Origin of the sequence: Streptomyces sp. NPDC050423 (assembly GCF_040655445.1) — a bacterium.
Taxonomy (GTDB): domain Bacteria; phylum Actinomycetota; class Actinomycetes; order Streptomycetales; family Streptomycetaceae; genus Streptomyces.
This window is the reverse complement of record NZ_JBFAJY010000006.1, coordinates 166,174-178,436: the sequence shown is the minus strand read 5'-3', so window position 1 is coordinate 178,436 and position 12,263 is coordinate 166,174. Positions and strand designations below refer to the sequence as shown.

The window sequence follows — 12,263 nt, the reverse complement described above, 5'->3', positions numbered from 1 at the left end:
GCCTCAGCGGCGCTCGCGGGAGTTCCCGAAGAACAGGCGGTAGATGATCAGCAGGACCAGCGATCCGCCGATGGCCGAGATCCAGGTCCCCGTGTCGAAGAAGTCCTTGGAGATCGGGCGGTCAAGGAACTTCGACGATATCCAGCCTCCCAGGAAAGCACCCACGATCCCTGTCAGGGTGGTACCCACAAGGCCGCCGGGGTCGCGGCCCGGCAGCAGAATCTTGGCGATGACGCCGGCAATCAGTCCGAGAATGATCCAGCCAATAATGCTCATGCGTGCGAACCTACCCGTCACTCGGTCTTGGAATCCAAGACGTTCGTGAGCGTCGGCCGGTTGCGGTCCGCGGCGCGCGAACCGCATGTCTCGGGTTGTCCCGTTTGCCGCCCGGGGGCTGCTACCAGCCGGCGAACTGCTCGTCGGTGCTGACGATCTCCTTGCCGAAGGGCATCAGCGACACGGGGATCAGCTTGAAGTTCGCGATGCCCAGGGGGATGCCGATGATCGTGATGCACAGGGCGATTCCCGTGGTGATGTGCCCCAGCGCCAGCCACCAGCCGGCGAGGACCAGCCAGAGGACGTTGCCCACGCAGGAGGGCGCGCCCGCGTCCCGGCGGTCGACGACACGGTGGCCGAAGGGCCAGAGGGCGTAGACGCCGATGCGGAAGGCCGCGAGGCCGAACGGGATGCCGATCACGGTGACGCACAGCAGGAGGCCCGCGACCAGGTAGCCGAGGAACATCCAGAAGCCGCACAGGACCAGCCAAATGACGTTCAGAATGGTTTTCACGGGCGATGACCTGCCATCTGCTCGAGTCGGGCAATACGCTCCGCCATCGGCGGATGTGTCGAGAACATCTTGGACACGCCCTGTCCGGGTCGGAAGGGATTCGCGATCATCATGTGGCTCGCGGTCTCGATCCGCGGCTCGGGCGGCAGGGGAAGCTGCTTCGTGCCGGCCTCCAGCTTCCGCAGGGCGCTCGCCAGGGCCAGCGGGTCACCGGTCAGCCGGGCGCCCGAGGCGTCCGCCTCGTACTCGCGGGAACGGCTGACGGCCAGTTGGATGACGGAGGCGGCGAGCGGGCCCAGGATCATGATCAGCAGCATGCCGAGGATGCCGGGGCCCTCGTCGTCGTTGGAGCGGCCGATCGGGATCAGCCAGGCGAAGTTGACCAGGAACATGACGACGGAGGCGAGGGCCCCGGCGACGGACGAGATCAGGATGTCGCGGTTGTAGACATGGCTGAGCTCGTGGCCCAGGACGCCGCGCAGCTCCCGTTCGTCCAGGATCCGCAGGATGCCCTCGGTGCAGCAGACCGCGGCGTTGCGCGGGTTGCGACCGGTCGCGAAGGCGTTGGGGGCCTGCGTCGGGGAGATGTAGAGCCGCGGCATGGGCTGACGGGCGGCGGTGGAGAGCTCACGGACGATGCGGTAGAGCTGGGGCGCCTCGAACTCGCTCACCGGGCGGGCGCGCATGGCGCGCAGCGCCAGCTTGTCGCTGTTCCAGTACGCGTAGGCGTTGGTGCCGACGGCTACCAGGAGCGCGACGATCAGGCCGGTACGTCCGAAGAAGCTGCCGATGAGGATGATGAGTGCGGACAGGCCCCCGAGGAGTACGGCGGTTCTCAGCCCGTTGTGCCGGCGGTGCACGGTACGCCCTCCAGGTGGTGCAAGCAGGGGAACCCTTTGCTTGGTGGGTGCTCCACTCCCCAGTGGAGCTTCCCGTACTGGTCAACGCCAGGCGAGGAGAGCTAGTTCCCTTGTGCTCGCGGTCCGGTTGCGCCCGCGGGACGGGGCCGCTCCGGCTGTTCGTGCCGGAGCGGGCCGTAGGCCGTACGGGTGGAGGCGCGCCCCGGGTCAGCGCTGGACGGGGAGTTTGGCGAGCGCGAGGGCCTCGGGGTCGGGCTCGACGTCGCTGGTGCAGTGGGCGCAGCGGGAGGCGACGGCCGGGATCTCCGTGTAGCAGCGGGGGCAGTCGCGCAGGGCGGCCTTGATGTCGGCCTGCTCCTCGTCCTTCTTGGCCGTGAAGCGGTTCTGGACCTTGGCCATGGGCACGACGACGCAGAAGTAGAGGACCGCGGCGGTGATGAGGAAGGCGATCGCGGCGCTGACGAAGAGTCCGTAGGGGAACGTCACGTCGTCGAAATTGAACTCGGCCTTGCTGAAGTCGCCGGTGCCGCGGGTGATGAGGCCGATCAGCGGCACGATGAACGCGTTGCTGAACCCGGTGACGACTGCGGTGAACGCGGCTCCGACGGCGAGGCCGATCGCCATGGAGATCACGTTTCCGCGCAGGATGAATTCCTTGAACCCGTTCAGCACTGCTCTGGCTCCTCTGTGATGTCGACGCGGGGTGCGTCGTGTGCGGGCATGACCTTGCCCTGAGCGGGCTGTCGGGGGCAAGCCGATCTTGAAGCCGTTGGAACAGGTGTCGCAACAGCGGTCAGAACAGGTCGACGGCGGCGAACCTGAGGACGGTCTGCGGGGCGCCCGAGAGGGCGATCCCGGCGACGGCGGTGAGGGCGATCGCGGCGGTCAGCGGGGCCGGGGTCCGGTGCCGGGTCGCGGGCTGCGGCTGCTCCGTACCGTCCTGCGCGGGGCCGCGGAACAGGGTGGCGGCCCACTGGAGGTAATAGTAGAGCGCGATCACGACGTTGACGGCCATGACGACGGCGAGCCAGCCGAGTCCGGCGTCGACGGCCGAGGAGAAGACGGTGACCTTGGCGAAGAGGCCGATGATGCCGGGCGGCAGTCCGGCCAGGCAGAGCAGGAAGAAGCCCATCGCGAGGGCGGCCAGGGGGCGGGTGGCGTAGAGGTTGCGGTAGTCGGCGATGCGGTTGCCGGGGTGGGTACGGGCGACCAGGGCGGCCACCGCGAAGGCGCCGAGGTTCACGACGGCGTACATCAGGGCGTACGCGACGGTGGAGCCGACCTGCCGGTCGCCGGCGTATGCGGCCGCGGCGATCGGCACCAGGAGGTAGCCGGCCTGGGCGACGGACGACCAGGCGAGGAGGCGTACGGCGCTGCGGGCGCGGGTGGCGCTCTGGCGCAGCGCGGCGACGTTGCCGACGGTCATGGTGAGCGCGGCGAGGACGGCGAGGGCGGGGCCCCAGACGTCGGCGTAGGAGGGGAACGCGACCACGGTGACGAGGATGAGGCCGGAGAAGCCGACCGCCTTGCCGACGACCGAGAGGTAGGCGGCGACGGGCAGGGGGGCGCCGACGTAGGTGTCGGGGACCCAGAAGTGGAAGGGCGCGGCGGCGGTCTTGAAGGCGAAGCCGACGAGGGTGAGGGCGACGCCCGCCCGGGCGAGGGTGGCGAGCTGCCCGGGGACGTCGTCGAGGCGGCCGGCGATCTCGGTGAGGTGGAGGGTGCCGGTCGCCGCGTAGACGAAGCTGACGCCGAGGAGCATCACGGCGGTCGCGACGACGGAGGACAGGAAGAACTTCAGCGCGGCCTCGGAGGAGCGCCGGTCGCCGCGCTTGATGCCGACGAGGGCGAACGCGGGCAGCGAGGCGACTTCGAGGGCGACGACGAGGGTGGCGAGGTCGCGGGCGGCGGGCAGCAGTGCGGCGCCCGCGGCGGAGGACAGCAGCAGGAACCAGAACTCGCCGGCCGGGAGCTTGCGGGTGTCGCCGATGGAGAGCAGTGCGGTGAGCAGTGCTCCGCCGAGTACGAGGACCTGGATGATCAGGGTGAAGTGGTCGGCGGTGTAGCTGCAGGCGCGGGTGCCGGTGGTGAGGCAGAAGGTGGAGCGGTCGCCGTCGCGCAGCGGGATGAGGAGGGCGAGGGCGGCGAGGAGTCCGGCGACGGCTCCGTAGCCGAGGAGCGGTTTGCGTTCCTGGGGGACGAAGAGGTCGGCGACCAGGATGGCGAGGGCGACGGCCGCGACGGTGACCGGGGGCGCGATGGCGAGCCAGTCGACGGACTGGACGAGGCTGGTGGTGCTCTCGGCCGCTGTGGTCACGACTTGCCTCCTGCGAGGAGCTTCTGCACGGCCGGGTCGGTGAGGCCGAGGAGGACGGCGGGCCACAGGCCGGCCAGGACGGTGAGGGCGGCGAGGGGGGTCCAGGCGGCGAACTCGTGGTGCTGGATGTCGGGGATCCGGTGGGGTTCCTCGCGCTTGGCGCCCATGCAGACGCGGCGCACCAGGATGAGCATGTACGCGGCAGTGAGCAGGGTGCCGAACGCGGCGACCGACATGAACGTCAGGAAGGCGGGGCGGCTCAGGCCGTCGGCCGGGTCGAAGGCGCCGAACAGCGCGAGCATCTCGCCCCAGAACCCGGCGAGGCCGGGCAGGCCCAGGGAGGCGATCGCGGTGAACGCGAGGAGGCCGCCGAGGCGGGGCGCGCTGCCGTAGAGCGCGGCGCCGGTGGCGCCGGAGAGGGTGTCGAGGTCGGCGGTGCCGTACCGGTCCTTGACCGCGCCGGCCAGGAAGAACAGCAGGCCGGTGATGAGCCCGTGGGCGATGTTGGCGAAGAGCGCGCCGTTGACGCCGGTGGGGGTCATGCTCGCGATGCCGAGGAGTACGAAGCCCATGTGTCCGACGGAGGAGTACGCGATCAGGCGCTTCAGGTCGCCCTTGGCGCCGGGCCGGACGAGGGCCAGGCAGGCGAGCGATCCGTAGATGATGCCGGCGACGGCGAAGGCCGCGAGGTAGGGCGCGAAGGTGTGCATGCCGTCGGGGGCGACCGGGAGCAGGATCCGGACGAATCCGTACGTGCCCATCTTCAGCAGGACGCCCGCGAGCAGGACCGAGCCGACAGTGGGGGCGGCCGTGTGGGCGTCCGGGAGCCAGCTGTGCAGCGGCCACATCGGCGTCTTGACGGCGAGTCCGATCCCGATCGCGAGAACGGCGATGACCTGCACGGACGAAGTGAGGCCGCGGCCGTTGTCAGTGGCGAGTGCCACCATGTCGAAGGTGCCGCTCTTCAGTCCGATGAGGAGCAGCCCGAGCAGCATGACGACCGAGCCGAGCAGTGTGTAGAGGATGAACTTCCAGGCGGCCGCCTGCTTCTGCGCACCGCCCCAGCGGGCGATGAGGAAGTACATCGGGATGAGCACCATCTCGAACGCCAGGAAGAACAGCAGCAGATCGAGGACGGCGAACGTCGCGAGGGTGCCGGACTCCAGGACGAGGATCAGTGCGACGAAGGCCTTCGGGGAGGGGCCCGCAGCCCGCGGCGTCAGCCGCTCATGCTGGAGCTTGAAGTAGCTGTGGAGCGCGCAGAGGAAGGTCAGCAGCGCGGTCAGTACGAGAAGGGGGAGCGAGATGCCGTCGATGCCGAGATGGATGCGGACGTCGAGCGCCGGGATCCAGCTGATGTCGGTGGTGGCCTGCATCTTCGACGGGTGGTCGTGGTCGAAGCCGACGGCCAGCACGACCGTGGCGGCGAGGATCACGCCGGTGACGGTCACGCCGTGGCGGAGCACGGCCTGGTCGGGGTTGCGGCCCTTCAGTCCGGGCGGGGCCGGGAGCAGGGCGGCGACGGCTCCGAGGAGCGGGGCGACGACGACGAACGCCAGAAGGAACTGCATCACGGATGCGCTGATATCGATCACGGTTCACGACCCGGCGTTGACGTTGGCGAAGACCACGGCGGCGACCGCCAGGACCAGGGAACCGGCGAGCAGTGCGCTGAGGTAGGTCTGCACATTGCCGGTCTGGGCACGGCGGACGGCGGTGCCGAGCCAGCGTGCGCCGGTGGCGGAGCCGCGTACGTAGGTGTCGACGACCTCGCGGTCCAGGAAGCGGACGAGGCTCGCCGCGGCCTGGACGGGGCGGACGAACAACGCCGCGTAGACGGCGTCCAGGTGGAAGCCGGCTGCCGCGTGGTGGTGGAGCGGGCCGAGCAGCAGCCGGCCGGGGTCGGCCGGGTCGGGGGCGTCACCGGCGTCTCCGTAGGCGGCGGTGTGGCTCTCCATGGCCTCGACCTCGATGAGGGCGGGTTCCGCTTCGGGGTGGGCGACGACGGAGCCCATGGGGGTCCGGGCGGCCAGTGCCGTGGTGTGGCGCCAGGCCCCGTAGGTGACCAGGCCGCCGACGAGGCCGACGCCGGTGGAGAGGACCGCGGTGGTCAGCGACGGGGTGAGGCGGTGGCCGTCGAACCAGTCGCCGATCACCCCGACGGTGAGTCCGAGGGCGATGGTGGGGACGGCCAGCACCCAGAGGACCGAGGTCATGGCGACGGGCTGCCTGCCGTGGTCGGGGGCCTCGGCGCCGCGGCCCCGGAAGGCGAGGAGCCAGAGCCGGGTGGCGTACGCGGCGGTGAGGACTGCGGCCAGGAGTCCGGCGACGAGGACGGTCCAGCCGGCGGCGGCCGGGGCGACGTGGCGGTCGCCCAGGGCGGTGTGCTCGGCGGCGACGAGGACGGCTTCCTTGGAGAAGAAGCCGGCGAACGGAGGGATGGCGGCCAGCGCGAGGAGCGCGACGGTCATCGTCCAGTAGGCGTCCGGGATGCGCTTGGCCAGGCCGCCCATGCGGGACATGGCGGCCAGTGAGTTGGTGCCGGCGGCGTGGATGACGACGCCGGCGGCGAGGAAGAGGACGGCTTTGAACGCACCGTGCGAGAGGAGGTGGAAGACGGCGGCGCCCCGGTCGCCGACGGCCAGGGCGCCGGACATGTAGCCGAGCTGCCCGATCGTGGAGTAGGCGAGGACGCGCTTGATGTCGTCCTGGGCGAGGGCGGCGAGTCCGGAGCCGATCATCGTGACCGCTGCCATCACGGCGAGGACGACGAGCGCCGCGCCCGAGGCGGCGAAGACGGGGAGCAGCCGGGCCACGAAGTAGATGCCGGCGGCGACCATCGTCGCGGCGTGGATCAGCGCGGACACGGGGGTCGGGCCGGCCATCGCGTCGGGCAGCCAGGTGTGCAGGGGGAACTGCGCGGACTTGCCCGCGACGCCGGCGAGGAGGAGCAGGGCGATCACGGTGGGGTGGTCGAGGCCGCCGTGGGCGACGGAACCCAGGATGCCGGTGATGCGGAAGGTGCCGGTGTCGGCGGCGAGGGCGAACAGACCGATGAGGAAGGGGACGTCGCCGAGCTTGGTGACCAGGAAGGCCTTGAGGGAGGCGGCGCGGGCCTCGGGCGTCTCCCAGTAGTGGCCGACCAGGAAGTACGAGCAGATGCCCATGATCTCCCAGCCGACCAGGAGCACCATCAGGTCGCCGGAGTAGACGACGAGCAGCATCGCGGAGGTGAAGAGGGAGACGAGGGCCGCGTACGAGGGGTAGCGGGGGTCGTCGCGCAGGTACGCGGTCGAGTAGATCTGCACGCAGCTCGCCACGAGGGCGACCAGGACGGCGACGAGGACCGCGAAGCCGTCGAGGTGCAGGGCGAGGTCGACCGGGACCGAGCCGGTGGGGGTGAGCTGGGTCGCGGCGTCGATGGCCCGGCCGCCGCCCTGGCGGGCCGCGACGACGGCCGCGATGACGAGGGAGGCGAGGGAGGGCAGCACGGCGAGCGGGCGGACGAATCCCGGGGCGCGGCGTCCGAGCAGGAGTCCGGCCGCCGCTCCCAGGAACGGGAGGAGGGGGACGAGGACGGCGAGGGTCGTGGTGGTCACGGGGTGGCCTCTGCCTTCTTTGCCTTCCCTGCCGGAGCAGTGGCCTGGTCTTCGGTGCCGGAGGCGGTGGCTGGGCCGGCGTCGTCGCCGTCGTCGCTGTCCGGGAGTGTCTCGGCGTCGTCGGTCTCGGCGGTGTCGCGGAGGCGGTCGATGTCGGAGCTGCCGCGGTTGCGGTAGACGGCGAGGACGATGGCCAGGCCGATGCCGATCTCCGCCGCCGCGATGGCGATGGTGAACAGGGTGAGGGCCTGGCCGGAGTGCAGGGCGTCGCGGAGCCACACGTCGAAGGCGACCAGGTTGAGGTTGACGGCGTTGAGCATCAGCTCGACGGACATCAGGACCAGGATCGCGTTGCGGCGTGCGAGCACTCCGTAGAGCCCGGTGCAGAAGAGGAGGACGGCGAGCACGGCGGGATAGGCGAGGTGCATCAGCTCTTGCCCTCTCGGTCCTTGCGGGACAGGACGATCGCGCCGACGAGGGCGGCGAGCAGGAGGACGGAGAGCGCCTCGAAGGGGAGTACCCAGTGCCGGAAGAGGAAGGCTCCGGTGGCTTCGGTGGACCCCTGGACCGGCCCGTCCAGCTCGATCCAGGTGGTACGGAAGGCGTCCACGACGACCCAGACGAGGGTGCCGGCGGCGGCGACGGCCACCACGAGGGCGGCCCGGCGGTTCTCCGAATCGGCGTCCGGGGAACGGCCGATGGGGGCCCTGGTGAGCATCAGGCCGAACAGCAGGAGGACGACGACGGAACCGACGTAGATCAGTACCTGCACCCAGGCGATGAACTCCGCCGTGAGCAGGAGGTACTCGACGGCGAGGCCGCCGAGCGTCACGATCAGCCAGAGGGCCGCGTGCACCAGCTGCCTGGTCGTGACGGTGACGAGGGCCGCGCCGAGGGTGGCGATCCCGACCAGGACGAAGGCGATCTCGATACCGGTCGGGGAGAGGAAGCCTGGGTGGCTCCCGGTGAGGCTGAAGACGGGTCCGGCGGCGCCCAGGGTGGTGCCGGCGGCGGTTGCGGTGATCACGCCCGGCCCTCCTGGTCCGTCGCCGTGGGATCGGTCGGGGCGGGATCCGTCACGGTGGGATCGGTCGGGGCGGGCGGGGTGGCCGCGGCGGCGGCCTCCTGCTCGCGCTGGGTCCGGAGCTTCTCCGCCGTCTTGCGGGCGGCGGCGATCTCCTTCGGTTCCTCGGCCGCCGGGTCGAGCGCCGGCGGCTCCGGCACCGTCCACATCCAGTCGCGGAGCTTGTCGCGCTCGTGGGTGAGTTCGAGGATGTCCGTCTCCGCGTACTCGAACTCCGGCGACCAGAAGAGCGCGTCGAACGGGCACACCTCGATGCAGATCCCGCAGTACATGCAGAGCGAGAAGTCGATGGCGAAGCGGTCCAGCACGTTGCGGCTCCGCTCGCGCCCGCCCGGGGCCGCGGCGGGCACCGTCTCCTTGTGGGAGTCGATGTAGATGCACCAGTCGGGGCACTCGCGGGCACAGAGCATGCAGACCGTGCAGTTCTCCTCGAACAGCGCGATGACGCCGCGGGAGCGGGGCGGCAGTTCGGGCTGCACGTCCGGGTACTGGGCGGTGACGGTCTTCTTCGTCATCGTCCGCAGGGTGACGGCGAGACCCTTGGCCAGGCCTGCGCCGGGGATCGGGGGCACTAGTTGATCGCCACCTTCACGATGCCGGTGAGCGCGATCTGCGCGAGAGCGAGCGGGATGAGCGTGGTCCAGGCGAGCTTCTGCAGCTGGTCCTCGCGGAGACGGGGATAGCTCACGCGCAGCCAGATGACGACGAAGGCGAGGACGGCGACCTTCAGGAGCGTCCAGACCCAGCCCAGTCCGTCGGCGCCCAGCGGGCCGTGCCAGCCGCCGAGGAAGAGGACGGTGGTCAGTGCGCACAGCACGACGATGCCCGCGTACTCGGCGAGCAGGAACAGGGCGAAGCGGAGGCCGGTGTACTCGGTGTACGCACCGAAGATGATCTCCGAGTCGGCGACCGGCATGTCGAACGGCGGGCGCTGGAGTTCGGCGAGTCCGGCCACGAAGAAGACCAGGGCCCCGGTGATCTGCCACGGCAGCCACCACCACTCGAAGGCGTCGAGGATGCCGGGGAGCGAGACCGTGCCGGCCGCCATCGCCACGGAGGCGGCGGCGAGCAGCATCGGCAGCTCGTAGGCGAGCAGTTGGGCGGCGGTACGGAGGCCGCCGAGCAGCGAGAACTTGTTGGCCGATGCCCAGCCCGCCATGAGCGAGCCGAGGACGCCGATGCCCAGCACGGCGAGCACGAAGAAGATGCCCGCGTCGACGACCTGGCCGACCGCGCCCTCGCCGGGGCCGATCGGGATGGCGACGAGCACGAGGAGATACGGGAGCAGCGCGACGGCGGGGGCGAGCTGGAAGACACGGCGGTCGGCCTCGGCCGGGACGATGTCCTCCTTCTGCACGAACTTCACGCCGTCCGCGACGAGCTGGGCCCAGCCGTGGAAGCCGCCGGCGTACATGGGGCCCAGGCGGCCCTGCATGTGGGCCATCACCTTGTGTTCGGTCTGGCCCACGACGAGGGGGACGACCATGAACACCGCGAACACGATGACGAGGCGGAGGGCGACGTCCAGTACGTCGTTCACTCGGTATCGCCTCCGGCGGGGGTGTCAGGGGCGTCGGGAGTCCCGGCGGTGCCGGGAGTTGGGGGGACGTTGTGCCACGGCGCGTCCGCGGTGGGAGCCGAGCCCGGGGGCGTCGGCGGCACGACCGGCTGCCGGCCCGCCGAGCCGTCGCTCGCGCTGCGGGTGCGGCGGGCCGGGCGGTCGCCCGCGGGCCTTGCCGTACGGGTGGCACGGGCGGGGGCGGCGGGGAGCCGGCCCTTCAGCGGACCCCATTCGTTCGGGTCGGGGACGCCGGGCGGCAGCATCGGGCGGCGCTTGGGGCCGCCGTGGTCCGACTCGCCCGGCTCCTTGGCGCCCGGCCAGGCCTTGGCCACGCGGGCCGCCAGGACGAAGTCCTTGCGCAGGGGATGGCCCTCGAAGCCCTCGGGCAGCAGCAGGGGGACCAGGTGCGGGTGGCCGTCGAAGGCGATGCCGAACATCTCGTGCGTCTCGCGCTCGTGCCAGGCCGCACCCGCGTAGACGCCGATCGCGCTGGGCAGCACGGCCGCCTCGTGCGCAACGGTCGTGCGGACCAGCAGCCGTCGGACCGTCGGACCGGGCGCGGAACGGTCGGGCAGCGCGGCGAGATGGGCGCAGACGCGGAAGCCCGTGCCCGGTTCGTCCACGGCGCTCAGCCAGTCGAAATAGGTGCAGCCGAGCCCGTCACGCGCCGTTTCCAGCGCGGCGATCCAGGAGGCGGGCGGCACATCGACGGTCAGCAGGTCGTACGCCCGCTCCGCCGTGGCGTCCTCGCCGAAGATCTCGGTCACGGCGTCCGGCAGCCGGTCGTAGCTCTCGGCGGCGGTCACTTCGGCTCCTCCCCGGAGGCGTCCGGCGCGGACGGTGCCTGCGGTGCCTGCACTGCTTGCGGTGCGGCGACCAGTCCGCTGCGCAGCGCGGCGGTGGAGGGACGGGTCGCGCCGCCGTTCGCGTAGCGCTCGCCCAGCGACTCGCGCGCGATCTTCTCCTGGAGCTTGAGGATGCCCTGGAGCAGGGCCTCCGGCCGGGGCGGGCAGCCGGGCACGTAGACGTCCACCGGGATGATCTGGTCGACGCCCTTCGTCACCGAGTACGAATCCCAATACGGGCCGCCGCAGTTGGAGCAGGCGCCGAAGGAGATGACGTACTTGGGCTCGGGCATCTGCTCGTACAGCCGCTTCACCGCCGGGGCCATCTTGTCCGTCACCGTGCCGGAGACGATCATCAGGTCGGCCTGGCGGGGGCCCGGGGCGAACGGGATCACGCCGAGCCGGATGAAGTCGTGGCGCGCCATGGAGGCGGCGATGAACTCGATGGCGCAGCAGGCGAGTCCGAAGTTGAAGACCCACAGGCTGTAGCGGCGGCCCCAGTTGAGGACGACCTTCATCGGCTCGGGCGCGAGCCGGGACAGCACGCCCAGCCGCTTCGGCTCAGGAAGGAACGTGGGTACGGGATCGGGCACGGGCGCGGAACCCGGCTCCGGCCCCGGTCCCGACCGCGGCTGCGACTGTGGCCGTTGCTGCGGCTGACCGGCTGACGACGGGCTCGTCACGTCCATTCGAGGACGCCCTTCTTCCATGCGTAGAGCAGTCCCACGGCCAGGAAACCGAGGAAGATGAACATTTCCACCAGCGTCGTCGCGCCGTATCCGGGCGCGGCGAAGACGGTCGCCCACGGGAACAGGAAGATCGAGTCGACGGCGAAGATCACGTACAGGAAGGCGTACACGTAGTAACGGACCTGGGTGTGGGCCCAGCCCTCCCCCACGGGGTCCACGCCGCACTCGTACGTGAGGAATTTCTCCGGCGTCGGGACCACGGGACGCATCAGCCGGCCGGTTCCGAAGGCGACGGCGACGAACAGCACCCCGACCACGGCGAGCAGTCCGACGACCGAGTAGCTGTGGAAGTACTCCGACGCGAGAACGGTCGGTCCCGGCAGGTCCGCAACGTCCGCCACGTCCGCCCCTCGCTCCCTCGAACCTCTTCGACGATCTGTACGCACGGGAGTCTAGGCCCTGTAAAGGAACGGTAAGCAGCCGCGTCGGACAACTGGTGGGGTTATCCCTACTTCATC

Annotated in this window: 14 protein-coding genes; all 14 read right to left on the bottom strand. The window is 70.8% G+C overall.

Annotation, left to right across the window (positions count from 1 at the left end):
* Positions 1–3 precede the first annotated feature (3 nt).
* Positions 4–276: a GlsB/YeaQ/YmgE family stress response membrane protein gene (locus AB0I52_RS07350; protein ID WP_362960615.1), complete on the bottom strand. Its 273-nt coding sequence runs from the start codon at positions 274–276 to the stop codon at positions 4–6.
* Positions 277–397: 121 nt separating this feature from the next.
* Complete coding sequence (locus AB0I52_RS07345) at positions 398–790, bottom strand: YccF domain-containing protein (protein ID WP_363069809.1); 393 nt, start codon at positions 788–790, stop codon at positions 398–400.
* Entirely contained in the window at positions 787–1,650 is an 864-nt protein-coding gene (htpX, locus tag AB0I52_RS07340) for a zinc metalloprotease HtpX (RefSeq protein ID WP_363069807.1), read from the bottom strand. Before htpX ends, AB0I52_RS07345 begins: the two co-directional genes overlap by 4 nt.
* Positions 1,651–1,857: 207 nt before the next feature.
* A complete protein-coding gene (gene mscL / locus AB0I52_RS07335; protein ID WP_363069805.1) occupies positions 1,858–2,322 on the bottom strand; it encodes a large conductance mechanosensitive channel protein MscL in 465 nt (154 codons plus the stop codon).
* Positions 2,323–2,443: 121 nt separating this feature from the next.
* Complete coding sequence (locus tag AB0I52_RS07330) at positions 2,444–3,967, bottom strand: NADH-quinone oxidoreductase subunit N (RefSeq protein ID WP_363069803.1); 1,524 nt, start codon at positions 3,965–3,967, stop codon at positions 2,444–2,446.
* Positions 3,964–5,538, bottom strand: coding sequence for an NADH-quinone oxidoreductase subunit M (locus AB0I52_RS07325; protein WP_363069893.1), 1,575 nt, complete (start codon positions 5,536–5,538; stop codon positions 3,964–3,966). Before AB0I52_RS07325 ends, AB0I52_RS07330 begins: the two co-directional genes overlap by 4 nt.
* 27 nt (positions 5,539–5,565) lie before the next feature.
* The gene (locus tag AB0I52_RS07320) at positions 5,566–7,566 is read right to left on the bottom strand and encodes an NADH-quinone oxidoreductase subunit L (RefSeq protein WP_363069801.1); all 2,001 of its coding nucleotides are present in this window, start codon (positions 7,564–7,566) and stop codon (positions 5,566–5,568) included.
* Complete coding sequence (gene nuoK, locus AB0I52_RS07315; protein ID WP_363069799.1) at positions 7,563–7,994, bottom strand: NADH-quinone oxidoreductase subunit NuoK; 432 nt, start codon at positions 7,992–7,994, stop codon at positions 7,563–7,565. The genes AB0I52_RS07320 and nuoK overlap by 4 nt, the downstream gene beginning before the upstream one ends.
* Positions 7,994–8,563, bottom strand: a complete 570-nt coding sequence (locus AB0I52_RS07310; protein ID WP_363069891.1) for an NADH-quinone oxidoreductase subunit J — start codon at positions 8,561–8,563, stop codon at positions 7,994–7,996. The genes nuoK and AB0I52_RS07310 overlap by 1 nt, the downstream gene beginning before the upstream one ends.
* A 26-nt stretch (positions 8,564–8,589) precedes the next feature.
* On the bottom strand, positions 8,590–9,222 hold the full coding sequence (locus AB0I52_RS07305; protein ID WP_363069797.1) for an NADH-quinone oxidoreductase subunit I: 633 nt from the start codon (positions 9,220–9,222) through the stop codon (positions 8,590–8,592).
* Entirely contained in the window at positions 9,222–10,190 is a 969-nt protein-coding gene (locus AB0I52_RS07300) for a complex I subunit 1 family protein (RefSeq protein ID WP_363069795.1), read from the bottom strand. Before AB0I52_RS07300 ends, AB0I52_RS07305 begins: the two co-directional genes overlap by 1 nt.
* Positions 10,187–11,017: an NADH-quinone oxidoreductase subunit C gene (locus AB0I52_RS07295; RefSeq protein ID WP_363069794.1), complete on the bottom strand. Its 831-nt coding sequence runs from the start codon at positions 11,015–11,017 to the stop codon at positions 10,187–10,189. Before AB0I52_RS07295 ends, AB0I52_RS07300 begins: the two co-directional genes overlap by 4 nt.
* Positions 11,014–11,745, bottom strand: coding sequence for an NADH-quinone oxidoreductase subunit B family protein (locus AB0I52_RS07290; protein WP_363069792.1), 732 nt, complete (start codon positions 11,743–11,745; stop codon positions 11,014–11,016). The genes AB0I52_RS07295 and AB0I52_RS07290 overlap by 4 nt, the downstream gene beginning before the upstream one ends.
* A complete protein-coding gene (locus AB0I52_RS07285) occupies positions 11,736–12,146 on the bottom strand; it encodes an NADH-quinone oxidoreductase subunit A (RefSeq protein ID WP_362960593.1) in 411 nt (136 codons plus the stop codon). Before AB0I52_RS07285 ends, AB0I52_RS07290 begins: the two co-directional genes overlap by 10 nt.
* Positions 12,147–12,263: the final 117 nt, after the last annotated feature.